This window comes from Streptomyces sp. PsTaAH-137, assembly GCF_003259365.1.
Taxonomy (GTDB): domain Bacteria; phylum Actinomycetota; class Actinomycetes; order Streptomycetales; family Streptomycetaceae; genus Streptomyces.
In genome coordinates this window covers 635,934-659,578 of sequence record NZ_QLLY01000001.1, presented here as the reverse complement: position 1 = coordinate 659,578, position 23,645 = coordinate 635,934, and the positions used below count along the sequence as shown (strand labels likewise).

Sequence of the window (23,645 nt, the reverse complement as noted above, 5' to 3'; positions counted from 1 at the left end):
CCGCCCGACGCTAGCTCTTCAGGCCGAGACCGTGCAGGAGCATCGGCAGCGAGGAGTGCAGTTCGCGCTGCCAGTACGGCCAGGTGTGGGTGCCGGGGCCGTAGAAGTGGGTGGTGAGGTGCTGGGCTCCCAAGCTCTTCAGGCGGTCGGCGAGCGCGTGGTTCTGCCGGTCGAAGTCGGCCTCCAGGGCGTTCGTGGTGCCCGGCGGGTCCAGCGGGCCCGCGGTGCCGTCGCCGCTGGAGAGGTAGACCGGCAGCGACTTCAGGCGCTTCGCCAGGTGGTACGGGTCGTGGGCGGCCCAGATGGCGCGCTGGGCGACGGGATCGCCCCAGACGCGGAGCGGGTCGGTGTTCTGACCGGCGAAGAAGCCCAGGATGCGGGTGGTGGACTCGTCGTTGAGGAGCGGGTGGACGGAGCCGGAGTAGGCGGCCGCCGCCCTGAACATGCCGGGGTGGCGGGCCGCGTAGATCAGCGCGCCCTGACCGCCCATGGAGAGACCGGCGACGACCCGGCGGGAGCCGGCGCCCCAGTCGCGCTCCAGGAGGCGGCGCAGGTCGCGGGTGTGGAAGGTGTCCCAGGCGGGGTCGCCGCCCTGGCCGTGGTTCCACCAGTCGCTGTACCAGCCGTTCCAGCCGGCCTCGGGCATGACGACGAGGACGTGGCGCAGGCTGTCGAGAGAGGCGACGTCGGTCTTGGCGGTCCAGGACGTGTAGTCGCCGCAGCAGCCGTGCAGCAGCCACAGGGTGGGCCAGTGCCTGCCGCGGTCGGCGGGGTCCCAGCCGTCGGGGGTGAGCAGGCGCACCTTCACCGTGCGGCCGCCGAGCGCCGACGCGCGGACCGAGAGGTCCACCTGCCGCTCGGCCACCTGGGTGACGGCGACGACCTCCGCGGCGGGCGGGGCCGGGGCGGCGACGGTCGACGGCGCCGCCCCGAAGGTGAGCAGCAGCGCGGCCAGGACGAGCAGCAGGCGTCTGGCGCGGCGGGTCAGGGCGGCGGTCATGGCGGCTCCCGTGGGGCGTCGGCGGATCGTGCTCCGGTGCGGTACCTGGCCTGCTTCCGTACTGGAGGTGCGGGGTCAGTGTGTGGCGGGGAGCACCAGGAGGGCGTCCCCGACCGGGCGTTCGCCGGTGGCGTCGGACGGGTCGTTGATGACCTGGTCGTCGACGACCATGGTGGTCGAGCCGCCGCCGTCGAGGTTGACGGCGTCGGTGAGGCCCAGCGCCCGGGCGACCGCCGCGCTCTCCGGGATGCTCAGGCCGAGCGATCCGGTGCTGCGGCCGTCGGCGGTGACGAGGACGGTCCGGCCCGCGGCGTCGGTCCCGGCGAAGGTGCGCGGGTTCCGCTTGTGCACCCAGCCGTAGTAGAAGCTCGGGTTGCCGGGCTGCACCATGCCGTCGGTGGCCGGGGTGACGTGGAGGCGGCCGTCGCGGACGAGTTCGGGGCCGCCGTTGACGACGCTGGTGGTGCGGGACGCGGTGACGGGGCGGCCCTTGGTGTCCTTCAGGCCGCTCCGGACGCGCAGGGTGCGGCCGGCCTCGGCGAGTGCGGTGAGCCGGGCGGCGGCGGTGCCGGTCGCCTGGACGCTGCGGCCGCCGGCGGGCAGGGCGACGCCGCGCGAGGACCGCACCTCGACGACCTTGCCGTGCCGGTCGAGCACGGCCTCGGCGCCCTCGCCCTTCGGGGTCTCCTTGCCGAACTCGGGGGTGAACGCGATGAGTTCGTCGGGGTCGATGCAGGTCGTGTCGTGCAGGGGCCGGGCCGTCGGCAGGTCGTCGGCGGTGCCGCCGCAGTTGCGGATCAGGCCGGGGACGCGGTCGACGCCGTCCAGCGGGAGCGAGGTGCGGCCCGCGGTGGCGGTGCCGCTCCAGGTGAAGCGGGTGACGTCGGTGCCGCGCGCGGAGTCGTGGACGACGAGGCCGGGGCGGCCGTTCACCGCCTCGCTGAGCAGCTGCCCGTCGTAGACGCCGACGCCGGCCGGGTCGCCGGGGGCGCCCGCCTTCGGGTCGAGGACGAAGAAGCCCGCGTTGACCCCGGCGCTCGCTCCGTCGGCGGCGGCGAGCGCGCTGGTCGTCTCGCGGTTCTCCAGGTCGGCGCCGTAGGAGGCCTTGAGGTCGCCGTGGAACTTCTTCGGGTCGATGGTGAGGACGTCGATGTGCCAGGGGCCGCGGTCGCCCGCGTCGCCGTCCCAGCCGGTGTACCAGGCGGACCCGGTGTATCCGGCGGCGCGCAGCCGGGTGCGTTCCGCGGTGGCCGCGCTCTCGTCGGCGAAGGTGCCGACGCGGACCCGCCAGCCGAGCGTGCCGCCCGCGTAGTCGGCGGTCGCCGGGGTGGTGACCTTCTCGGAGCGGGCGTCGAAGCCCTTGGCGCGCAGCGCCGTGAGGAGTTCGCCTGCGCTCTCCTCGTCCTTGAGCGCGCTCGGCGGCGCGTCCGGATCGGGGGATCCGGCGCCGCCCGGGATGGACAGCTCCACGGTCCAGTCCATGGCCGGGGTGTCGGCGCCGCGCACGATGCGGGTGAGCGTCACGCCCGGCTGGAGGGTCCGGGTCGTCCGGGTCTCGGAGAGGCCGGCGGCGCCGAGCGGCAGCCCGTGCCGGGGCGCGGACGAAGCCGGTGGCGGTGCCGCGCCCACGAGGGCGAGGGCGCACAGTGCCGCGCCGACGCCGAACAGTCTGCTGTTCACGAATCCCCCACTCGACCGAAGAAGACCTCGTAACGGTGCTGGGGCCCGCGACGGCCCGTCAAGGCATGTGCACATCATTCATCGGACGTTCTCCGGGACGTGCGCCGGCCGCGCCGCCGGGCGCGCGCCACCGCCCCCGGTGGGTGGATCATGGAGCACGACGAAGAGTGACCTCCGCCCGACCGGGAGCCCGCCCCATGCACCACCCCGCCCCGTCCGATCCGCGCCACGACGGCTTCGTGCGGGTGCGCGGCGCCCGTGAGCACAACCTGAAGGGTGTCGACGTCGACGTTCCCCGGGACGTCCTCGCGGTCTTCACCGGGGTGTCGGGCTCGGGCAAGTCGTCGCTCGCCTTCGGGACCGTCTACGCGGAGGCGCAGCGCCGCTACTTCGAGTCGGTCGCCCCGTACGCGCGCCGCCTCATCCATCAGGTCGGGGCGCCGAAGGTCGCCGAGATCAGCGGGCTGCCGCCCGCGGTGTCGTTGCAGCAGAGCCGCTCGGCGCCGACGTCCCGGTCCTCGGTGGGCACGGTCACCACGCTCTCGAACTCGCTGCGGATGCTGTTCTCGCGAGCCGGTTCCTATCCGCCGGGCGCGGAGCGGCTCGACTCGGACGCCTTCTCCCCGAACACGGCGGCCGGCGCCTGCCCGGAGTGCCACGGTCTTGGCCGGGTCCACCGCACCTCGGAGGAGCTGCTGGTCCCCGATCCGTCGCTGTCGATCCGCGAGGGCGCGATCGCGGCCTGGCCCGGCGCCTGGCAGGGCAAGAACCTGCGGGACGTCCTCGACGCGCTCGGGTACGACGTGGACCGGCCCTGGCGGGAGCTGAAGCAGGAGGACCGGGACTGGATCCTGTTCACGGACGAGCAGCCGGTGGTGACCGTGCACCCGGTGCGGGACGCCGGCCGCATCCAACGCCCGTACCAGGGCACGTACATGAGCGCGAACCGGTACGTCCTGAAGACCTTCTCGGACTCCAAGAGCCAGTCGTTGCGGGCGAAGGCGGAGAAGTTCCTGGACAGCGCGCCGTGTCCGGTGTGCGGCGGTGCGCGGCTGCGGCCCGAGTCGCTGGCGGTGACGTTCGCGGGGCGTGACGTCGCGGAGCTGGCCCGGCTGCCGCTGACGGAACTGGCCGGGGTCCTGGACACGCCCGACCCCTCCGAGACGGCGCGCGTGCTCACCGAGGATCTGCGCGCCCGGATCGGTACGGTCACCGAGCTCGGCCTCGGCTATCTGAGCCTGGACCGCGCCACTCCCACCCTGTCGGCCGGCGAGCTGCAACGCCTGCGGCTCGCGACGCAGTTGAGGTCGGGTCTCTTCGGTGTCGTGTATGTCCTCGACGAGCCGTCGGCGGGTCTGCACCCGGCCGACACCGAGTCGCTGCTCACGGTCCTGGACCGGCTGAAGTCGGCCGGGAACTCCGTCTTCGTGGTCGAGCACCATCTGGACGTGATGCGGCACGCGGACTGGCTGGTGGACGTGGGTCCGCTGGCCGGTGAGCACGGCGGCGAGGTGCTGCACAGCGGTCCGGTGGCGGCGCTGAAGGGGGTCGAGCGCTCGGCGACCGCCCGCTTCCTGTTCGACGACGCCCCGGTGACCACGCGTCAGATCCGTACTCCACGAGGCTGGTTCACGCTCGGCCCGGTGACCCGGCACAATCTGCGGGACGTGACGGTCGACGTCCCGCTCGGCGCCTTCACGGCCGTCACCGGCGTCTCGGGGTCCGGCAAGTCGACGCTGATCGGCGAGATCACGGAGGACCGGGAGGGTGTGGGGCGCCTCGTGGTCGTGGACCAGAAGCCGATCGGGCGCACACCGCGCTCCAACCTCGCGACCTACACCGGCCTGTTCGACGTCGTGCGCAAGGTGTTCGCGGCCACCGACGAGGCGAAGGCGCGCGGCTACGGCGTGGGCCGGTTCTCCTTCAATGTGACCGGCGGGCGCTGCGAGACCTGTCAGGGCGAGGGGTTCGTCAGCGTCGAGCTCCTCTTCCTGCCGAGCACGTACGCGCCGTGCCCGACCTGCGGGGGCGCCCGCTACAACAAGGAGACGCTGGAGGTCACGTACCGGGGGCTGAACATCGCCGAAGTCCTCGATCTGACCGTGGAGTCGGCGGCGGCGTTCTTCGCGGACGATCCCGCGGCGACGGCCGTGGAGCGCAGTCTGCGGACGCTGCTCGACGTCGGTCTCGGCTATCTCCGGCTCGGCCAGCCCGCGACCGAGCTCTCCGGCGGCGAGGCCCAACGCATCAAGCTGGCCAGCGAGTTGCAGCGGGTGCGGCGCGGCCACACCCTGTACCTCCTGGACGAGCCGACCACCGGGCTGCACCCGGCCGACGTGGAGGTGCTGCTGCGGCAGCTGAACGGCCTCGTCGACGCGGGGCACTCCGTGGTGGTCGTGGAGCACGACATGGCGGTCGTCGCGGGCGCGGACTGGGTGATCGACATGGGCCCCGGCGGCGGGGATGCGGGCGGCCGAGTCGTCGCGGCGGGGCCGCCCGCCGAGGTGGCCGCTCACCCCGAGAGCCGCACCGCCCCCTATCTCGCGCGCCTGCTGCCCTGACGGAGCCTGCCCTTGGCCAGTTTTCCGGTGGGAGTGCGGGGCAGGGCATCGACGAACTCGACGTCCTTGGGCACCTTGTAGTGCGCCATGCGGTCACGGACGTAGCCGATCAGTTCGGCCGCCAACTCCGCTCCCGTGGAGACGCCTTCGGCCGGTTGCACGTACGCCCGTACCGACTCCCCCATCTCCTCGTCCGGCACCCCGACGACGGCCACGTCGGCGACCGCCGGGTGCAGGACGAGGCAGTCCTCGATCTCCTGCGGGTAGATGTTGACCCCACCCGAAATGATCATGAACGCCTTGCGGTCGGTGAGGAAGAGATAGCCGTCCTCGTCGACGTGACCGATGTCGCCCGTGGTGGTCCACGACGGGTGCTCGGGATGCTGGGCCTCGCGGGTGCGGTCGTCGTCGCGGTGGTAGCGGAAGGGGAGTTCGTCGCGCTCGAAGTAGACGGTGCCGGTCTCCCCTGCCTGCAGGACCTTCCCCTCCTCGTCGCAGATCCTCAACTCGCCGAGGAGACCGGCGCGTCCGACGGAACCCGGTCTGCGAAGCCACTCGTCCGGGCCGATGAACGTGATCCCGTTACCCTCGGTGGACGAGTAGTACTCGTACAGGACGGGTCCCCACCACTCCATCATCCGACGCTTCACCTCAACAGGACAGGGCGCCGCCGCGTGCACGGCGACTTTCATCGACGAGGTGTCGTACCGCTCACGGACGGCGTCGGGCAGCTTCAGCATCCGGACGAACATGGTCGGCACCCACTGGCTGTGCGTGACCCGGTGGCGTTCGATGGCCGCCAACGCCCCTTGCGCATCGAAGGAGTTCATCAGGACGACGGTGCCGCCGGTCGCGGTGATCGTGCCGCAGAAGCGCAGCGGCGCCGCGTGGTAGAGCGGTGCGGGGCAGAGGTAGACCGTCTTCTCGTCGAAGCCGTACATGGGCTGGAAGAGGAGCTGCACCGTGGACGGTTCGGTGCGGACGTCGCCCTCCGGCAGGGCGGGTTCGACGCCCTTGGGGCGGCCGGTGGTCCCGGACGAGTAGAGCATGTCGGTGCCGCGCGGCTGGACTTCGGGCGGCTCGGCGGACGCGGCCCGCAGCGCGGCGTCGTAGGTGCCGTCGTCGAGACCGAGCACGTGGGTGACGCCGGGCGCCAGATCGGCGACGGCCGCCCCGAGTTCGCTCAGCGGTCCGGAGACGATGAGGGCGCTCGCGCCGCAGTCGCGCACGATGTAGGCGGCCTCGTCGGCGGTGAGGTGGTGGTTGACGGCCGTGAGGTAGAGGCCGGAGCGCATCGCGGCCCAGTAGACCTCCATCGCGCGCGGCTCGTTGCCGCAGAGCAGGGCGAGATGGTCGCCCCGGCGCAGTCCCCGCGTGCGCAGGTGGTCGGCGAGGCGCAGCGAGTTCTCCTCCAGCTCGCCGTAGGTGAGGGTGGTGTCGCCGTCGGCCGTGACGACGGCCGGCCTGGCTCGGTCGTACGTTCCCGGATACATGGAGGGGACGGTACCCCGCGGACATGACGAAGCGTCAGACCCTGTAACGCGATGACGGGACCGGGAGAGCACCTGCTCCCGGTCCCGCCCACCCCGCGCTGTTCGCGGGACGTGTGAGGGCGCGGCTCAGCGGCTGACCTTGCGGTTGGCGCGCAGCCACTCCTTGTTCATGCTCGTGATGGAGAACAGCGGGATACCCTTCGGACAGGCCGTCGCGCACTCGCCGGTGAGCGTGCAGCCGCCGAAGCCCTCGTCGTCCATCTGCGCCACCATGTCCAGGACGCGGGTCTCGCGCTCGGGGGCGCCCTGCGGCAGCACGTTCAGGTGGTTGATCTTCGCCGAGGTGAACAGCATGGCCGCGCCGTTCGGGCAGGCCGCCACGCAGGCTCCGCAGCCGATGCACTCGGCGTGCTCGAAGGCGAAGTCCGCGTCCGGCTTGGGCACGGGCGTGGCGTGCGCCTCGGGGGCGGTGCCGGTCGGGGCGGTGATGTAGCCGCCGGCCTGGATGATGCGGTCGAAGGCCGAGCGGTCGACGACCAGGTCCTTGATGACCGGGAAGGCGGAGGCGCGCCACGGCTCGATGTCGATCGTGTCGCCGTCCTTGAAGGACCGCATGTGCAGCTGGCAGGTGGTGGTGCGCTCGGGGCCGTGGGCGTCGCCGTTGATGACGAGCGAGCAGGCCCCGCAGATGCCCTCGCGGCAGTCGTGGTCGAAGGCGACGGGGTCGTCGCCGCCCTCGATGAGTTCCTCGTTGAGGGTGTCGAGCATCTCCAGGAACGACATGTCCTGGCTGATCCCGTCCACCTCGTACGTGGACATGGCGCCTTCGGCGTCGGCGTTCTTCTGGCGCCAGACGCGCAGGGTGAGCTTCATGCGTAGCTCCGCTGAGTGGGGTGGACGTACTCGAAGACCAGGTCTTCCTTGTGCAGGGTGGGGGCGTCGCCGGTGCCGGTGAACTCCCAGGCGGCCGCGTAGGAGAACTCCTCGTCCTGGCGGGCGGCCTCGCCGTCGGGGGTCTGCGATTCCTCACGGAAGTGGCCGCCGCAGGACTCGGCGCGGTGCAGCGCGTCGAGGCACATCAGCTCGGCCAGCTCCAGGTAGTCGACGATGCGGTTCGCCTTCTCCAGGGACTGGTTGAACTCCTCGCCCGTGCCGGGCACCTTGATGCGGCGCCAGAACTCCTCGCGGATCTGCGGGATCCGGCCGAGGGCCTTGCGCAGGCCCTCCTCGGTGCGGGCCATGCCGCAGAACTCCCACATCAGTTCGCCGAGTTCGCGGTGGAAGGAGTCGGGGGTGCGGTCGCCGTCCACGGCCAGCAGTAGGTTCAGCCGGTCCTCCGTCTCGGCGACAACCTCCTGCACAGCCGGGTGGTCGGCGCTCACCTCGTCGTGGTGCGGGTTCTTCGCGAGGTAGTCGTTGATCGTGGCCGGGAGGACGAAGTATCCGTCGGCCAGGCCCTGCATCAGCGCGGAGGCACCGAGACGGTTGGCGCCGTGGTCGGAGAAGTTCGCCTCGCCGATCGCGAAGAGTCCCGGAACGGTGGTCTGCAGGTCGTAGTCGACCCAGAGGCCGCCCATCGTGTAGTGCACGGCGGGGTAGATCCGCATGGGCACCTGGTACGGATCCTCGTCGGTGATCCGCTGGTACATGTCGAAGAGGTTGCCGTACTTGGCCTCGACGGCCTTGCGGCCCATCCGCCCGATGGCGTCGGCGAAGTCCAGGTAGACGCCCTGCCCGCCGGGTCCCACGCCCTTGCCCTCGTCGCACACGTTCTTCGCGGCGCGGGAGGCGATGTCACGCGGCACCAGGTTGCCGAACGAGGGGTAGATGCGCTCCAGGTAGTAGTCGCGCTCGTCCTCGGGGATCTGGTTCGCGGGGCGGTCGTCGCCCTTGGCCTTCGGCACCCAGATGCGGCCGTCGTTGCGCAGCGACTCGCTCATCAGCGTCAGCTTCGACTGGTGGTCGCCGGTGCGCGGGATGCAGGTGGGGTGGATCTGGGTGAAGCAGGGGTTGGCGAAGTACGCGCCGCGCCGGTGGGCCCGCCAGATCGCCGTGGCGTTGGAGTTCATGGCGTTCGTCGACAGGTAGAAGACGTTGCCGTAGCCGCCGGAGGCCAGGACGACGGCGTCCGCGAAGTACGTGTCGATCTTGCCGGTGACGAGGTCCCGCGCGACGATGCCGCGCGCCTTCCCGTCGACGATCACGAGGTCGAGCATCTCGGTACGGGGGTGCAGCTCGATGTTGCCCGCGGCGACCTGGCGGCTGAGGGCCTGGTAGGCGCCGAGGAGGAGTTGCTGGCCCGTCTGCCCGCGCGCGTAGAACGTACGGGAGACCTGCACACCGCCGAAGGAGCGGTTGTCGAGGAGACCGCCGTACTCGCGGGCGAACGGCACGCCCTGCGCCACGCACTGGTCGATGATCTCGACGGAGATCTGCGCGAGGCGGTGCACGTTCGACTCCCGGGCGCGGAAGTCGCCACCCTTGACCGTGTCGTAGAAGAGGCGGTGCACGGAGTCGCCGTCGTTGCGGTAGTTCTTCGCGGCGTTGATGCCGCCCTGCGCGGCGACCGAGTGGGCGCGGCGCGGCGAGTCCTGGAAGCAGAACTGCACGACGTGGTAGCCCTGCTCGGCCAGCGTCGCGCCGGCCGAACCGCCCGCGAGGCCGGTGCCCACGACGATGACGGTGTGCTTGCGGCGGTTGGCCGGGTTGACCAGCTTGGCCTCGAAGCGCCGGGTGTCCCAGCGCTCGTGGACGGGTCCGCCCGGCGCCTTGGCGTCGACGACGGGTTCACCGGTCGAGTAGTCGGCGTACTCGTGGGAGGAGGTCATGTTCTTCAGCTCACCAATCCGGTCATGACGCCCACGGGCACGGCGATGAAACCGAGCGTGAGCAGTGCGGCGAGGGCGTTGCCGACGGTCTTCAGGACGCGGTCACGGGTGCGGCTGCCGACACCGAGGGTCTGCGCGGCGCTCCAGAACCCGTGCTGGATGTGCAGTCCGAGGGCGAGCATCGCGACGATGTAGATGACATTGCCGTACCAGGTCGAGAACGTGTCGATGATGTTCTGGTACGGGTGCAGGTGCTGGTATCCGCCGGGGTGCACCGTGCCGGTCGTCAGGTCGAGGATGTGCCAGACGATGAACAGGCCGAGGATGATGCCGCCCCAGCGCATGGTGCGCGTGGCGTAGGAGGCGCTCGGCTTCTTGTGCACGTACTTGTTCGGGCGTGCCTTGATGTCGCGGCGGCTGAGCTGGTACGCGGACGTGGCGTGTGCCACCACCGCGACGACGAGCACGACGCGCGCGATCCACAGGCCCCACTCGTAGTGCAGGACCGGGCCGCCCATGGTGCGCAGCCAGCGCGCGTAGTGGTTGATCTCCTCGGGGCCGAAGAAGATCTTCAGGTTTCCGATCATGTGGGCGACCAGGTAGAGCAGCATCACGATGCCGCTGACCGCCATCACGGTCTTCTTCCCGACGGAGCTGTCCCACACCGTGCGTGTCATGGACGGTCGTCGGTCCGTCCGCGTTGCCAGAGCCATGTCACAAGACGGTAGGGCCCGAAGACCTGATCGGTCCAAGACATGGTCCAGCTCATTTCCATAGGCTGTGGCTATCACGGCGGTACAGTGGGGCTCATGCAGTTCCAGCAGCTCCAGTACTTCGTCGCGGTCGCGGAGACCCGGCACTTCACGCGCGCCGCCGAGCTGGTGCATGTCGCCCAGCCGTCACTGTCCCAGCAGATCAGGGCGCTGGAGCGGGAGCTGGGGGCCGATCTCTTCCAGCGGGCGCGCGGCAACATCACGCTCACCGACGCCGGCGAGGCGCTGCTGCCGCTGGCCCGGCGGATCCTGGCCGACGCCGACACCGCGCGGCACGAGGTGCAGGAGCTGGCGCAGCTGCGGCGGGGGCGGGTGCGGCTCGGGGCGACGCCGTCGCTGTGCACGGGCCTGCTTCCGGACGTGCTGCGCGCCTTCCACGACCGCTACCCGGGGATCCAGCTGCTGATCGAGGAGGGCGGCTCGCACGACCTCGTACGGGAGCTGGCCCGCGGGGCGCTGGATCTGGCACTGGTCGTACTGCCGCTTCCGGCGCCGGCGCCCGCGCTGACCTCCGTGGAGCTGCTGCGCGAGGAGCTGGTCGTGGTGTCGTCGCCGAGCGCGCCGCGGCCGGGGCGCGGGCGGCGGTCCGTGCGCATCTCCGACCTGGAGGGTGAGCGGCTCGTCATGTTCCGGCACGGGTACGACCTGCGGGAGCTGACCGTCGCCGCGTGCCGGGCCGAGGGGTTCGAGCCCGATTTCGCCGTGGAGGGCGGGGAGATGGATGCGGTGCTGGGGTTCGTGCGGGCGGGGCTCGGGGTGGCCGTGGTGCCGTCGATGGTGGCGACGCGGGCCGGGGCCGATCTCCGGGTGACACCGCTGGCCCGGCCCGGCTTGCGGCGCACCATCGCCTTGGCGCACCGGTCGGACGTCGCGCCGCCGCGGGCTGCGCGGGAGCTTCAGGGGATGCTGGTGGAGCGGGGCGGGGCCACCGGGGGCTCGCCACTCGACTGACGGCCGGCGGGGGGCTGGTCGCGCTGTTCCCCGCGCCCCTGGGTTGTCGTTCGTCTGCGACCCGGAGACCGCTTCTCGCGCAGTTCCCCGCGCCCCTCAAACCAGTTCCTCACGCGCGCCTCTCGTCGTGGCTGGTCGCGCCGTTCCCCGCGCCCCTGAGATGCGCACTTCGTGCGGCATCTCATCAATGAGGCGCGGCGGAGCCGCAGCCTCCCCGGGAGAGGCTCGCGGGAGCGCAGCCTCCGGCGGAGAGGCGCGCGGAGCGTTGCCTCAAGGGGAGGCTGCGCGGAGCGCATGCCTCAGGGGCGCGGGGAACTGCGCGACCAGCCCCCACCGGCGGTCAGTCGAGGACGAAACGCATGCTTTTAGGGGCGCGGGGAACTGCGCGGTCAGCCCGCGCCGGAGCTGCACACGACCAGGGAGCCCTACGGTGTGCGGTTCGTCAAGCAGTACAGGGCCGCCGTGGGGTCGCGCATCACGGACCAGGATCGGCCCTCCCGAAGGAGTGCGGAGCCCGCCGCGACATGCCAGGACCGCACCCGGGACGGCTCCGCGCAGGCGAGGTCAAGGTGGGCCGTCGGGGGGTCGTCCAAGTCGAGGCGCTGGAGGAGGAGTTGGATCGGGGACGACTTCAGCAGCCGGAACTCCGGGCTGCGACAGGGGACTTCGGGCCAGCCGGTCAGCGCCGCCCAGAAGTCGACCTCCGCCGCATACACCCCCGGCGCCGTGTCCAGGCACACCTGATCGAGCCGCCCGGCCGCCGCGACCCCGGCGGGCACCACCGACTCCCCCAGCCACGGCACCAGACAGAACAGATGCCCGGCCGGCGAGCGCAGCACCGCCAACCCCTCCTCGGAGAAGACGAGTTCAGCGCCGAGAGACCGCGCCCGCGCCGACTCCCCCGGCACATCGTCCACCGCGAGATCGAGATGCGCCCCACCCGGCCCGTCCGCGACCCCCTGCACCTTGACGTACGGGTCGCCCTCACCCTCGTACGGCACGAGCGTGGCGAACTGACCACGCTCGCCGCGCAGTTCGGACCGTCGCGTCCCCGTCACCCGGGCCCAGAAGTCGCAGGCGGCGCCGAACTCCTCGTACGGGCGGTCGATGAACGCGTACGTCCAGCGGACGGTCACCGGCTCACCCCGTGGCGTCGGCGAGCGCGAGCTCGTGCAGGCGGTCCGGCGGACCCGGGCGGGCGTAGTACCAGCCCTGGGCGGTGTCGCAGCCCAGCTCCCTGAGCTGCTCGGCCTGGGCGCCGGTCTCCACGCCCTCGACCGTGACCGCGAGGTCCAGGCTGTGGGCGAGCGAGACGATGCCCTCGACTATCTTCAGGTCGACCGGGTCGGCGGGGAACTGCTGCATTCCCTGGGTGAAGGAACGGTCCAGCTTGAGCACGTTGACCGGCAGTCTGCGCAGGTTCGCGAGGTTCGAGTAGCCGGTGCCGAAGTCGTCCAGCGCTATGTCGACGCCCATCTCGGAGAGCCGGCGCAGCGGCTTGAGCAGGTCGTCGTCGGCGCCGATCAGCGCCGATTCGGTGACTTCGAGGCAGAGCGCGCCGGGTTCGAGGCCGGAGCGTTCCAGGATGTCGACCGTGTCGGAGACGAGCCCGGGGTGCGTGAGCTGCTTCGGCGACAGATTGACGTTGATGCGCAGCGGGCCCGCGTCCTCGTGCCGGTCCTGCCAGACGCAGGCCTGGCGGACCGATTCCTCCAGGACCCAGCGGCCGAGCGGCACGATGAGCCCGGTGTGCTCGGCGAGCGGGATGAAGCGGTCGGGGCCGAGGACCCCGTGCTGCGGGTGCAGCCAGCGGACCAGGGCCTCGGCGCCGCGCACGCTGCCGTCGCCGAGGTGGACCAGCGGCTGGTACTCGATGAAGAACTCGCCGCGGTCGAGGGCGGCGGGCAGCGCCGTCGTCAGGCCGTGCCGGGTGATCGCGCGGGCGTCCGCCTCGGGGTCGGCCAGCTCGTAGCGGTTGCCTCCCGCGGACTTCGCCCGGTACATGGTGATGTCGGCGCTGCGCAGCACCTCGGCGGGGCTGCGGTCGGCGGCAGGGCCCTCCACGATGCCGATCGAGCCGCGCACCGTGAGTTCGCGGCCGTCGATGCGGATCGGCGTGGCCAGCGCGTTCATGATCCGGCCCGCGAGTTCGTCGACCTCGGTCTGGGTGTCCGGGCCCGTGGTCAGCGCCACGAACTCGTCGCCGCCGAGCCGGGCCACCATCTCGCCGCGCGCGGTGGCACAGGCCTGGAGCCGGTCGGCGACCTCGACGAGGAGCCGGTCGCCGACCGCGTGGCCGAGGCTGTCGTTGATGGTCTTGAAGCCGTCGAGGTCGAGGTAGCACAGGCCGAAGCGGCGGCCCTCGCCCGCGCCGAGCACCTTCTCCAGGCGCTCGAAGAACAGGGTGCGGTTGGGCAGGCCGGTCAGCGCGTCGTGCGTGGCCTCGTAGCGCAGCCGCAGATTCAGCAGCCGGCGCTCGGTCGTGTCCTCCATCAGCGCCAGCTGGTACTGCGGTTCGCCGTCCTTGTCGCGCAGCAGCGACATCGTCAGGTTGGTCCACAGCGCGGTGCCGTCGGGGCGGTAGAACGCCTTCTCCACCCGGTAGTGCTCGCGGTCGCCGCGCACCAGCTCCTGGTAGAGGTGCCAGACCTGCGGGGCGTCGTCGGGGTGGGTCCAGTCGCGGAGGTTGCGGCCGCGCAGGGTCCCCTCGCTGCCGCCGAACATGCGCACCAGCGCGTCGTTCACTTCCAGGACCGTGCCGTCGAGCGCGGCGATGGCGATGCCGATCGCGGCGCCGTGGAACACCGCGCGGAACCGGGCCTCGCTCGCGTGCAGGGCCTCGGCGACGGCGCTGCGCGCGTTCAGCGCGGCCCGCGAGATGGCCTCCTGCTCGGCGAGGGTGCGCTCGCGCAGCGCGGCGGCGAAACCGGCGGCGACGGCATGCTGGATACGGGCGCAGCGGGCCCGCAGATCGTCCTCGCGCTCAGGAGTGTCCGCCTCCTCGCCGCAGTACAGGACGAGATAGGAGTCGACCACGCCGAGGGTGCGGCTGAGCGCCTCGGGGTCGGTGCAGTGCGCGTCGACGAGCGCGGCTCCGACGGCCTGTCCCTGTGCCGCGTTCAGCGTCCGCGCGGCCAGGGCCGCCCGCAGCGAGCGGGCCAGCGGGACGAGCTCCTCCTCGAACTCCGGCCTGGTCAGCGACGTCGCCGTCACCGGGAAGATGGCCCGGCTCCAGATCGTGGCGAACCTGCGCAGTCTGTCTTCCGGTCCGCCCGGCTCTTCGCTCACGCCTTGCGCCCCACTCCCACATAGCCCGCGAATGTATAAGGATCCGCGTCCTCGATGTCCTGCGGCGCGTTCTCCGGCCGCCACTCCGGTATCGGGACGATGCCGGGGTCGACCACCTCGTACCCCTTGAAGAACCGTGCGATCTCCTCACGGTTCCGCATGATCAGCGGATTGCGGACATCGTTCCGGTAGACGTCGACCGCGCCGCCGGCCTCTTCCGTCGATATGGGCATTCCCTCATAGGAGGCATGCGTCACGATCAACAGGCTGCCGGGTGCGAGCGCCTCGCTGAGTTCGGCCACCGCGCCGTACGGGTCGTCGGCGTCCTCGATGAAGTGCAGTACGGCGACCAGGAGCAGCGCCACCGGCCGCTCCAGATCCAGGAGTTCACCCACCTCGGCGCTGTGCAGGATCTCGCGCGGCCCGCGCAGATCGGCCGCGAGCACGGCGGTGTCGGGGTTGTCCTCCAGAACGGCCTTGCTGTGCGCGACGGCGACGGGGTCGTGGTCGACGTAGACGACCCGGGCGCCCGGCCGGACCCGCTGGGCCACCTCGTGCACATTGCCGAAGGTGGGGATGCCCGAGCCGATGTCGAGGAATTGGGTCACTCCCTGGTCCGCGGCGTAGCGCACCGCCCGCCGCATGAACGCCCGGTTCGCCTGCATGATCTTCGGCAGGCCCGGCAGGAACTCCATGGCCTTGCGGGCGGCTTCCCGGTCGACCTCGAAGTTGTGCGAACCGCCCAGGTAGTAGTCGTAGATCCGGGACACACTGGGCACCGTGATGTCAATGCCCTGCGGGGCCCAGGCAGGACGCTCCATCAAACTCTCCAAGGCGTAGGCGATCCGGTGTTCGAGGCGAGGCTACTGATCAACCGACAAAGGAGCGAGCCAAAACGGAAATTGACCATCCGTTCTCGGTCACTACCTGCGGCACGTGCCATTTGGCGGCGATCCGAAACCACCCCGAAACCATCTCTTTCCCAACCGAGAAGAACCGGTCCGTTACCCCCGCATGACCCTCACTTGGCCGCGTGGGAACGGACCGGCGATTCGCCAAATCCTTGACGACTCTACTGTGAGCCGCGTGCCGGACGCACCGGCCCCTCCTGGGTTGTTACTCGATTCACTGCCCGCCGCACCGGCGGTGCGTCACTTGGGAGCGCCCACCGGCTTTCCCTCCGGAGAGGCCGCGTACCAGGTGCCGCCGACTCCCTGGCCGTTGGTGTCCCCCGGCTTCTTGTCGCCGGAGAACGTATAGACCGGCCAGCAGTTCAGCGTCTGCTGCTTGCTGCCGTCCGGCCTGGTGAAGGACATGAATCCCTTGAGGGGAATGTCCTTCGTGTCGTTCTTCGCGACCGGTTCGACGGCGGGCCACTTCGTCGCGCACGCGCCCACGCAGTTGGACTTGATGGGCCACGCCGAGTCCTTGAGGAAGCGGTAGACGGTCATGCCGTTCTTGTCGACGACGATCTCGCCCAGCTTGGGGTCCTTGCGGGTGGACAGGCCCTTCAGGTCCGCCGGGGCGGCGGCCGCGGCCGGGCTCGCCTTCTTGCCGTCGGGGGCGGCCGCGTACCAGACTCCGCCCACGCCCTGCCCCTTGGCGTCCCCGGGGCTGCTGTCCATGGCGTACCGGTAGACGGGCCAGCCGGCGACGGTGAGCTGCTTCGTGCCGTCCGCCGCGGTCACCGAGCCGAGCAGCGAGGAGTCGACCCCGGTGGCGGCCTTGGCGCCGCTCGCGGGCACCGCGGGCCAGGTCTTCAGGCAGGCCTCGTCACAGTTCGACCTGGGCGGCTTCGCGGTGTCCTTGTCGAAGCGGTAGAGCGTCATGCCGGCGCTGTCGGTGAGCACCTTGCCGAGCTTCTCGCTGTCCCACGCGGCGAGTTGACCGGCCGACTCGGCCTTGGCCGCGGGGCTCGCGGAACTGTCGCCCGACGAGCCGTACGCGTCGGAGCCGCTGGAGCCGTAACCGCCCTGCGCCTGGGACGCGTTGCCCACGTTCTGCCCGGTCGCGCTCTGATCGCCCTTGTCCTGACCGCACGCCGTCGTCAGCGCCAGCAAGGCCGCACCTGTCGCTACGAGCGAGGCGCTCCGCCAGGAGGTCTTCATCATCAACTCCCGCTGATTGCTTGGGTGTTGTGCGATCCCGGTCGGGTTCGCACATGGCCCTAGTTACGGGCGGCGACGCCCTGTGCGTTCAACGCGCTCCAAGATTTCTCGCGGACACCGTCGCGCGGCGCGCAAACCCCGCGTGCTCCCACACCCCTCCTTCGGGGCAATCCGCGCCGATCACGGCGTGCCGGAGTCCGCGGGTGCTCATGCTCTCCGTCGTGCATCGAACCCAGCGGGCCGGAGGCGGTACCTCCGGCCTGGTCCCACGCGTCCTCGCGGTGCTGTTCACGGCCTGGCTGTGCGGCGTGCCCGCCGCGGCGGCGTCGGCCCTCGCCCCCTCCGACGCCTGCGCCTACGCGTCCGTCGACGGCGGCGCGACGGGCGGCGCCGTGGCGGTGGCCGGCGACGGCGGTTTCTGCAGCGCGGGCCCCACTACGCCCCCGCCGAAGCCCACCCCCAAGCCCACGCCCAAACCGCCACCGCCGAAACCCCCGCCGCCACCGCCCCCTCCGGCACCACCGCCGACTCCGACCCCGACACCGGAACCGCCGCGCGCGGCCCCGGCACCACCTCCGGCCCCGACGCCCACACCGACGCCCACGCCCACGCCCACCCCGCCTCCCCCGCCCAAGCCCGAGCCCACCCCCACCAAGAGCCCCACCCCGAAGCCGACCCCGACCCCCACGCCCGTGCACTACCCGGCCTACCGTCCCGCGGTCCACCGCGCGCCGCCCCAGAGCGGCCCGTCCCTGGTCACGCTCACCCTGCTCATCACCGCGCCCGCGGTGCTCGCGGTCGCGGCCCTGCGCCCCCGCTGATCCTTTCGTGAGGTAAACGATGTCGGAATGGCTTGTTCTCGCCCTCGCGATGGTCGCCGTGTGCGCCATCGTGCTCGCCGTCCAGGTCCTGCAGCAGCGCAGAATCGGCGACGACGACGATCCGTCCGAGACCCCGGACGTGATCGAGTACATGACGATGATGATCGGCGTGGTCTACGCGATCGTCCTGGGTCTGGCCATCGCGGGCGTCTGGGAGGCCCGCAGCGCCGCCCAGGACCACGTCCGCAACGAGGCGCAGGCGCTGCACGAGATCCACGAGCGCGTCCGGGTCTATCCGGCCGGTGTCCGGGACCGGATCCGCGCGGATGTCGACGCATATGTCAGCCATGTCGTGACCACCGAGTGGCACACGATGCGCACCAAGGGTGAGCTGACCGACAAGGGCACCCAGCTGCTCGACAAGGTCCGGCACGACGTCACCGACTACGTGCCGAAGGACGACTTCGAGGCGCAGGCGTATCAGCCGCTGCTCGACCAGGTGACCGCCGCCGACGACGCCCGTAACGCGCGTGCCGACTCCACCGGCGCCACCATGCCGGGCGTGGTGTGGTTCGGGCTCGTCATCGGCGCCCTGGTCACCATCGGCATGATCTTCGCGCTGCAGATCCGCCGCACACCCCGCGAGCTGATCCTCGCCGGGCTGTTCTCCGCGCTGATCGCCTTCCTGCTCTTCCTCATCTGGGACTTCGACGCGCCCTACAGCCGTGGAGTGGCGGCGACGGCCCAGCCGTTCCTGATGCTGTTCCCCGGCGCCGGGTGACGCCGACGGGCCGTCGTGTCCCCTGTCCGGCCCACACCTGTGCCCCGTTCGTACGACACCGATCGCGCCCATAAGGGGGTGTCCCTAGCGTTTCGGGCATCGAGGTGCTTGTCCCAAGCGCGCGGAACCGGTCCGCAGCTGCTCCTCGTGGACCCGGAGGAACTCCATCATGACCGCGATACGCACCGCTTCGGCAGCCGCGCTCGGCCTCACCGCCCTCCTGCTCTCCGCCCCCGCGGCGGTGGCCGGCGACAACGACTCGTTCCAGGTCAGCGTCGCGCCCACGACCATCGCGGCGGGCGGTCAGGTCACGCTCTACGCGAGCGGGTGCAGCGACATCACCACCGTGTCGGCCGGCATCTTCGACACGGTCACGATCGACAGCGGCAGCGGGCAGAAGACCGCGACCGTCGACTGGGACGCCAAGCAGGCAGCCCTGTACACCGTGAAGTTCGAGTGCAAGGGCGGGCCGAGCCGCAGCGTCGACCTGACCATCGCCTCGGGCAGACAGGACAACCCGCAGCCGCCGCCCGTGCCGCACGGCGTTAAGGCGGGTGTGGGGGGCAGCCTCGCCGGGTTCGATCTGCACGAGATCGGTCTCGGCGCGGCCCTGATCGTGGGCGCGATGGGCGGCGCGTACTACTTCTCGCGTCGGCGCACCGGCGAGGGCGACGCCTGACACGTCCCCCGAGAGGGCCGGTGCTCCGAAGACCGCTCGGTCTTCGGGGCACCGGCCCTCTCACGTGCACGGGCCCCGCGAAGGGGGTCGGGGCCCGTCGTCCCGGGGGTGTTCCGCGGTGCTACGCCTTGCCCTCCGCACGGCGGCGCATCCAGAACACGCCGCCGCCGATCAGCGCCGAGGCGACCAGGGCCCCGCCGATCGCCATGTCGGTCGGGGTCGCGCCGGTCTGGGTCGAGCCGCCGAGGCCGCCGCGGACACCGCCGTGGATGACGGTGAAGGCCGCGGGTCTCATCAGCGGGGCGCCCTGGCAGCTGACGCTCACGTCGTGCGCGCCGACGGTCGCGTCGTGCTTGATGGTGGCCGTCCCGCTGGCCTGGCTGCCGCCCGGGACCGGGCTGAGGTTGATCGTGCCGAAGGCGTCCGAGGACGCCGTGCTGTTCGACTGGCACTTGGTCCCGTCGACCGACACGGTCACTTCGCCGCCGCGCGGGATGACGCTGGGCGAGACCGAGAGGTTGGTCGGGTCCTCCCAGGCCGACGCGGCGGGGGCGGCGAGTCCGACGGCGAGGACCGCGGCGGCGGACACCGCCAGGGCACGGGTGGTACGCATGGAAATCCTCCGCGGAAGACGTCCCCGGGGAACGGTCCCCGGGACTTTCGGCGAGAACGCCTCCCAGACGAACCCTCAGATGCCGTGCGCAGAGCCGCATTTCGGGAATCGGCCGTCCTGGTGAGGCGACACACCGTCAGAATTCCGTAAAGACGGTTATCGCCGCAGGTCACGGACCGTCAGAAATTTCCTGGAAGGGGCGACTCGGATGGCTCACCGGGCCTCTGAGCTGCGATGTCGGGGCCACCCGTTCGCCTTTGCCCCGTCGCTGCGCGGCCGCCGCCGACTTAGCGTGCTGATACGCGCAACGGATTCGGTCTCGCCGCCGTTTCCAGAGGGGATGAGCGAATGTCCGACGCAATCCTTGAAGAGGAGGAGCAGCCGAGAAAGCGCGCCCCATGGGGCGTGATGGCGCTGGTCCTGCTCACCGGTCTCGCCCTGATCCGTAATGGTTCCGGGGAATTCGACATCGGTCCGCCACAGCCCGCCTCGGCCGCCGCCGCGGACAGCCGTACGCCGGTATGGGCCACCTCGAAGGCGCCCGATCCGCTGCCGTTCTCCGCGGTGGACCGGGTGCGCATCCCGGCGATCCAGGTCGACGCGCCGGTGATGCCGGTCGGTCTCGACGCGGAGGGCTGGGTGGACGCGCCGCCGCCGCAGGACCCGAATCTGGCGGGCTGGTTCTCGGGCGCGGTGTCCCCCGGCGAGAAGGGCACGGCCGTCGTCGTCGGGCACGTCGACAACATGCAGGGCCCGGCGGTCTTCTACGGCCTCGGCTCCCTCAAGAAGGGGAACCACGTCGAGGTGAAGCGGAAGGACGGCAAGACGGCCGTCTTCAAGATCTACGGCATCGAGGTCTTCGAGAAGTCCGCCTTCCCCGGCAAGAAGGTGTACGGCTCGACCGGCGCCGCGGAGCTGCGGGTCATCACCTGCGGCGGCGGTTTCTCCAAGCAGCAGGGCTACGACGGGAACGTGGTGGTCTTCGCCCGCCTGGTGTCCGTGCGCTGAGCGCACGGTCCCGGCGGGCGCCCGGCCGCGGTCCGGGTCAGACGGGGCGGCGCGGCGGCACGGTGATGCGGTAGCCGTCGTCGAGCAGCGCGGGCAGGTACTCGCGCAGCGCGGCGACGCTCTGCGACCGGTTGCCGCCCGCGTCGTGGTTGAGGACGACGACGCCGGGGGCCGCGCCGGCCAGGACCCGGGAGACGATGGTGCCGGTGCCGGGCGTGTTCCAGTCCAGGGTGTCGACGGTCCAGGCGAGGGGCTCCATGCCGAGTTCGGCGCCGAGCCGGAAGGCGGCCCGGTTCCAGGCGCCGTAGGGGGCGCGGAACCAGGCGGGCGGCTCGCCGACGGCGTCCTCCACGACCTCGCAGGTGCGCTCGATCTCCGGCCGCATCCCCGAGCGGGTCATCCGGGTCAGCAGCGGATGGGTCCAGGTGTGGTTGCCGACGACGTGTCCGTCGTCGGCCATCTCGCGCAGCAGGTCCTTGTTGTCCACGGCCATCTCGCCGCACACGAAGAACATCGCGCGGACGTCGTGCTTGCGCAGGGTGCGCAGGATGTCGGGGGTGTAGCGGGGGTCGGGCCCGTCGTCGAAGGTGAGCACCATGGAGCGTTCGCCGCGGCCGAAGTCCCATTCCAGAAGGGGCTGGTGACGGGCCTTCAGCGGGGTGCGGGCGGTGCGCTGCGGGCCGTATCCGGTGATCGGTCTGAGCCGGTACGCGGACGGCTTCAGGGGGCGGGCCGCGGGCGGGCCGCCGGCGGCGGGCGCCGCGCTCGGGCTCGCCCCCCGCGGAGCGCCGGCGGGATCGGCGGCGGCGCAGCCGGTGAGCGCGGCGAGGCCGACGGCGGTGAATCCGCGCAGCAACGTCCTGCGACCGGGCGCGATCTGATGGTTGGTCATGAATCATCCGTCGCACGGTGCCGGGGTCACCGCGCACACCACCACCGGATGAGACGTGCGAAAGCACCCGTCCGGCCCCGCGCCCCTGCCCCGCCGCCGCCCCTACCAGCGCTTTCCGTTAGCCTCTGGCCGTGACCGAACAGCAGCCCCATCAGTTCGAGCGCGGCACGGACGGCCCGAAGGTGATCGTCGTCGGTGTCGACGGCTCCGACTCGTCGTTCCGGGCCGCGGCCTACGCCGGCGGCCTGGCCCGGCGGCAGCACGCCCTGCTCGCCGTGGTGTACGTGCAGCCCGTGATGGCCGCCGGGGCCGCCCTCGGGGTGTCCGTGGCGGAGACGACCGACGAGATCGCGGAGAGTCTCGTCGCGGAGATCCGGGCGCACTCCGAACGGGTCAAGGACATATACGACGTGCGCTGGGAGTTCCACACCTTCCGCGGCGATCCCTTCAACGGTCTGGTGACCGCGGCGGACGAACTGAAGGCGGACGCCGTGGTCGTCGGCGTGTCGGAGCAGGCCGGGCACCGCATCGTCGGTTCCGTCGCCGTGCGTCTGGTGAAGGCGGGCCGCTGGCCGGTCACCGTCGTGCCGTAGGCGCCGTGCCACAGGACGTGTCCGGCGGCGCGCGCCTTCTTCCGTCGGTGTCGTCCTGGGTGCATCATGATCGGCCATCGGCCGACGTCGCATATGCGAAGAGGTGCGCTCATGACAGCTCCACCGAAACTGCGGATGGGACAGGGCGTGCTGCGCCGCAAGCCCATCGACCAGATCGACGACTCGGAGGGCGGCGGGGGCGGCGAAGGCCCCGGTCTGACCCGGTCGCTGGGGCTGTGGCAGCTCACCGCGATCGGTGTCGGCGGCATCATCGGGGCCGGCATCTTCACGCTCGCCGGCACGGTGGCCAACGGCACGGCCGGGCCCGCGGTGCTGATCTCGTTCCTGATCGCGGGTGTGGCGAGCGCGGCGGCCGCACTGTCCTACGCGGAGTTCGCCGGGCTCATCCCGAAGGCCGGATCGGCCTACACGTACGGGTACGCGGTCCTCGGTGAACTGGTGGGCTGGTTCATCGGCTGGGACCTCCTGCTGGAGTACACGGCGATCGTCGCGGTCGTCGCGATCGGGATCTCCGGCTACTTCAGCTTCCTGCTGGGCGAGATGGGGCTCGACCTGCCGAAGTGGATGCTGGGCGCGCCCGGCACCGGCAGCGGGCACAAGGTCGACCTCTTCGCGGCGCTCCTGTGTCTGCTGATCGCCTATCTGCTGACCCTCGGCATCAAGAACGCGGCCCGCTTCGAGACGGTCGTCGTCGTGCTCAAGGTGCTCGTGGTGCTGCTGGTGATCGGTGTGGGCTTCTTCCACATCAACACGGGCAACTACACGCCGTTCTTCCCGTTCGGTGTCAGCGGGGCGTTCACGGGCGCGGCGACCGTGTTCTTCGCGGTGTTCGGCTACGACGCCATGTCGACGGCGGCGGAGGAGTCCAAGGACGCACAGCGGCACATGCCGAAGGCGATCCTCTACTCCCTCGCGATCTCGATGGTGCTGTACGTGCTCGCGTGCCTGGTGCTCACGGGGATGCAGAACTACAAGGACATCGACCCGGAGAGCGGGTTCTCGACGGCGTTCAAGGCGGTCGGGCTGAGCGGGCTCGCGGACGTGATCGCGGTGGGCGCGATCATCGGCATCCTCACGGTGATGTTCACGTTCATGCTGGGCGTGACCCGGGTGTGGTTCTCCATGTCCCGGGACGGGCTGCTGCCGAAGTGGTTCGCGAAGACGCACCCCACCCGGCACGTTCCGACGCGCGTGACGTGGATCGTCGGCTTCGCGTCGGCGGCCATCGCCGGGTTCCTGCCGATCGGCGAGGCGGCCGAGCTGACCAACATCGGGATCCTGCTGGCCTTCGTCGTGGTGTGTGTCGCGGTGATCGTGCTGCGCTACCGGCAGCCGGAGCTGCCGCGCACGTTCCGGACGCCGGGGATGCCCGTGGTGCCCGCGGTCGGGGTGGTCTTCTCCATCTGGCTGATCACGTTCCTCCAGTGGCAGACCTGGGTGCGGTTCGCCGTGTGGTTCGCGATCGGGCTGATCATCTACTTCGGGTACTCGTACAAGCGCTCCGCCCTCAACCGCGTATCGCAGGAGTAGCGCGGAGGCGCCCGCTCACCGCACC

The 23,645-nt window shown here is 71.2% G+C and carries 20 protein-coding genes; 8 read left to right on the top strand and 12 right to left on the bottom strand.

The window, feature by feature from the left end; translation table 11 throughout:
- Positions 1 to 10: 10 nt before the first annotated feature.
- Positions 11 to 1,000: an alpha/beta hydrolase family protein gene (locus K377_RS02830; protein ID WP_111661449.1), complete on the bottom strand. Its 990-nt coding sequence runs from the start codon at positions 998 to 1,000 to the stop codon at positions 11 to 13.
- A 75-nt stretch (positions 1,001 to 1,075) separates the two neighbouring features.
- The gene (locus K377_RS02825; protein WP_375605898.1) at positions 1,076 to 2,680 is read right to left on the bottom strand and encodes a phosphodiester glycosidase family protein; all 1,605 of its coding nucleotides are present in this window, start codon (positions 2,678 to 2,680) and stop codon (positions 1,076 to 1,078) included.
- A 197-nt stretch (positions 2,681 to 2,877) separates the two neighbouring features.
- Between K377_RS02825 and K377_RS02820 the strand changes: the two genes are divergently transcribed.
- Positions 2,878 to 5,241 (top strand): excinuclease ABC subunit UvrA, encoded by a 2,364-nt coding sequence (locus K377_RS02820; protein ID WP_111661448.1) that lies wholly within the window; start codon positions 2,878 to 2,880, stop codon positions 5,239 to 5,241.
- On the opposite strand, the gene K377_RS02815 is transcribed toward K377_RS02820, so the two are convergent.
- From K377_RS02815 to K377_RS02800, 4 genes are all read right to left on the bottom strand, one after another.
- Positions 5,217 to 6,734, bottom strand: coding sequence for an acyl-CoA synthetase (locus K377_RS02815; RefSeq protein ID WP_111661447.1), 1,518 nt, complete (start codon positions 6,732 to 6,734; stop codon positions 5,217 to 5,219). The two genes, K377_RS02820 and K377_RS02815, sit on opposite strands and share 25 nt — an antisense overlap.
- Positions 6,735 to 6,860: 126 nt before the next feature.
- Positions 6,861 to 7,607: a succinate dehydrogenase/fumarate reductase iron-sulfur subunit gene (locus K377_RS02810; RefSeq protein ID WP_111661446.1), complete on the bottom strand. Its 747-nt coding sequence runs from the start codon at positions 7,605 to 7,607 to the stop codon at positions 6,861 to 6,863.
- Complete coding sequence (locus K377_RS02805) at positions 7,604 to 9,562, bottom strand: fumarate reductase/succinate dehydrogenase flavoprotein subunit (protein WP_111661445.1); 1,959 nt, start codon at positions 9,560 to 9,562, stop codon at positions 7,604 to 7,606. The genes K377_RS02810 and K377_RS02805 overlap by 4 nt, the downstream gene beginning before the upstream one ends.
- Positions 9,563 to 9,567: 5 nt before the next feature.
- Positions 9,568 to 10,239 (bottom strand): succinate dehydrogenase, encoded by a 672-nt coding sequence (locus K377_RS02800; protein ID WP_161195163.1) that lies wholly within the window; start codon positions 10,237 to 10,239, stop codon positions 9,568 to 9,570.
- A gap of 132 nt (positions 10,240 to 10,371) precedes the next feature.
- On the opposite strand from K377_RS02800, the gene K377_RS02795 reads away from it, so the two are divergent.
- Complete coding sequence (locus K377_RS02795) at positions 10,372 to 11,286, top strand: LysR family transcriptional regulator (RefSeq protein WP_111661443.1); 915 nt, start codon at positions 10,372 to 10,374, stop codon at positions 11,284 to 11,286.
- 425 nt (positions 11,287 to 11,711) lie between these two features.
- On the opposite strand, the gene K377_RS02790 is transcribed toward K377_RS02795, so the two are convergent.
- The 4 genes from K377_RS02790 to K377_RS02775 form a co-directional block, all read right to left on the bottom strand.
- Positions 11,712 to 12,422, bottom strand: a complete 711-nt coding sequence (locus tag K377_RS02790; RefSeq protein ID WP_111661442.1) for a VOC family protein — start codon at positions 12,420 to 12,422, stop codon at positions 11,712 to 11,714.
- Between the two features lie 4 nt (positions 12,423 to 12,426).
- Positions 12,427 to 14,574: a bifunctional diguanylate cyclase/phosphodiesterase gene (locus tag K377_RS02785; RefSeq protein WP_111661441.1), complete on the bottom strand. Its 2,148-nt coding sequence runs from the start codon at positions 14,572 to 14,574 to the stop codon at positions 12,427 to 12,429.
- On the bottom strand, positions 14,571 to 15,395 hold the full coding sequence (locus K377_RS02780) for an SAM-dependent methyltransferase (RefSeq protein ID WP_111661440.1): 825 nt from the start codon (positions 15,393 to 15,395) through the stop codon (positions 14,571 to 14,573). The genes K377_RS02785 and K377_RS02780 overlap by 4 nt, the downstream gene beginning before the upstream one ends.
- Before the next feature lie 330 nt (positions 15,396 to 15,725).
- Entirely contained in the window at positions 15,726 to 16,682 is a 957-nt protein-coding gene (locus K377_RS02775; RefSeq protein ID WP_111661439.1) for an SCO0930 family lipoprotein, read from the bottom strand.
- A gap of 221 nt (positions 16,683 to 16,903) precedes the next feature.
- Between K377_RS02775 and K377_RS41270 the strand changes: the two genes are divergently transcribed.
- From K377_RS41270 to K377_RS02760, 3 genes are all read left to right on the top strand, one after another.
- Entirely contained in the window at positions 16,904 to 17,503 is a 600-nt protein-coding gene (locus tag K377_RS41270; RefSeq protein WP_181512471.1) for a hypothetical protein, read from the top strand.
- Positions 17,504 to 17,522: 19 nt separating this feature from the next.
- On the top strand, positions 17,523 to 18,284 hold the full coding sequence (locus K377_RS02765; RefSeq protein ID WP_111661438.1) for a DUF4239 domain-containing protein: 762 nt from the start codon (positions 17,523 to 17,525) through the stop codon (positions 18,282 to 18,284).
- Between the two features lie 169 nt (positions 18,285 to 18,453).
- Positions 18,454 to 18,963, top strand: a complete 510-nt coding sequence (locus tag K377_RS02760; RefSeq protein ID WP_111661437.1) for a hypothetical protein — start codon at positions 18,454 to 18,456, stop codon at positions 18,961 to 18,963.
- A gap of 121 nt (positions 18,964 to 19,084) precedes the next feature.
- On the opposite strand, the gene K377_RS02755 is transcribed toward K377_RS02760, so the two are convergent.
- Positions 19,085 to 19,576, bottom strand: a complete 492-nt coding sequence (locus tag K377_RS02755) for a hypothetical protein (protein ID WP_111661436.1) — start codon at positions 19,574 to 19,576, stop codon at positions 19,085 to 19,087.
- 348 nt (positions 19,577 to 19,924) lie between these two features.
- Here K377_RS02755 and K377_RS02750 point away from each other — a divergent pair, with 348 nt between their 5' ends.
- Positions 19,925 to 20,584 carry a class F sortase gene (locus tag K377_RS02750; protein ID WP_111661435.1) on the top strand — a complete coding sequence of 220 codons (660 nt, stop codon included), beginning with the start codon at positions 19,925 to 19,927 and terminating at the stop codon, positions 20,582 to 20,584.
- Positions 20,585 to 20,621: 37 nt separating this feature from the next.
- Here K377_RS02750 and K377_RS02745 read toward each other — a convergent pair whose 3' ends face one another.
- The gene (locus K377_RS02745; RefSeq protein ID WP_111661434.1) at positions 20,622 to 21,476 is read right to left on the bottom strand and encodes a polysaccharide deacetylase family protein; all 855 of its coding nucleotides are present in this window, start codon (positions 21,474 to 21,476) and stop codon (positions 20,622 to 20,624) included.
- Positions 21,477 to 21,607: 131 nt separating this feature from the next.
- Between K377_RS02745 and K377_RS02740 the strand changes: the two genes are divergently transcribed.
- Both K377_RS02740 and K377_RS02735 read left to right on the top strand, forming a co-directional pair.
- Positions 21,608 to 22,069: a universal stress protein gene (locus tag K377_RS02740; RefSeq protein WP_111661433.1), complete on the top strand. Its 462-nt coding sequence runs from the start codon at positions 21,608 to 21,610 to the stop codon at positions 22,067 to 22,069.
- A 111-nt stretch (positions 22,070 to 22,180) separates the two neighbouring features.
- Entirely contained in the window at positions 22,181 to 23,620 is a 1,440-nt protein-coding gene (locus K377_RS02735; RefSeq protein ID WP_111661432.1) for an amino acid permease, read from the top strand.
- The last annotated feature ends 25 nt before the right edge of the window (positions 23,621 to 23,645 follow it).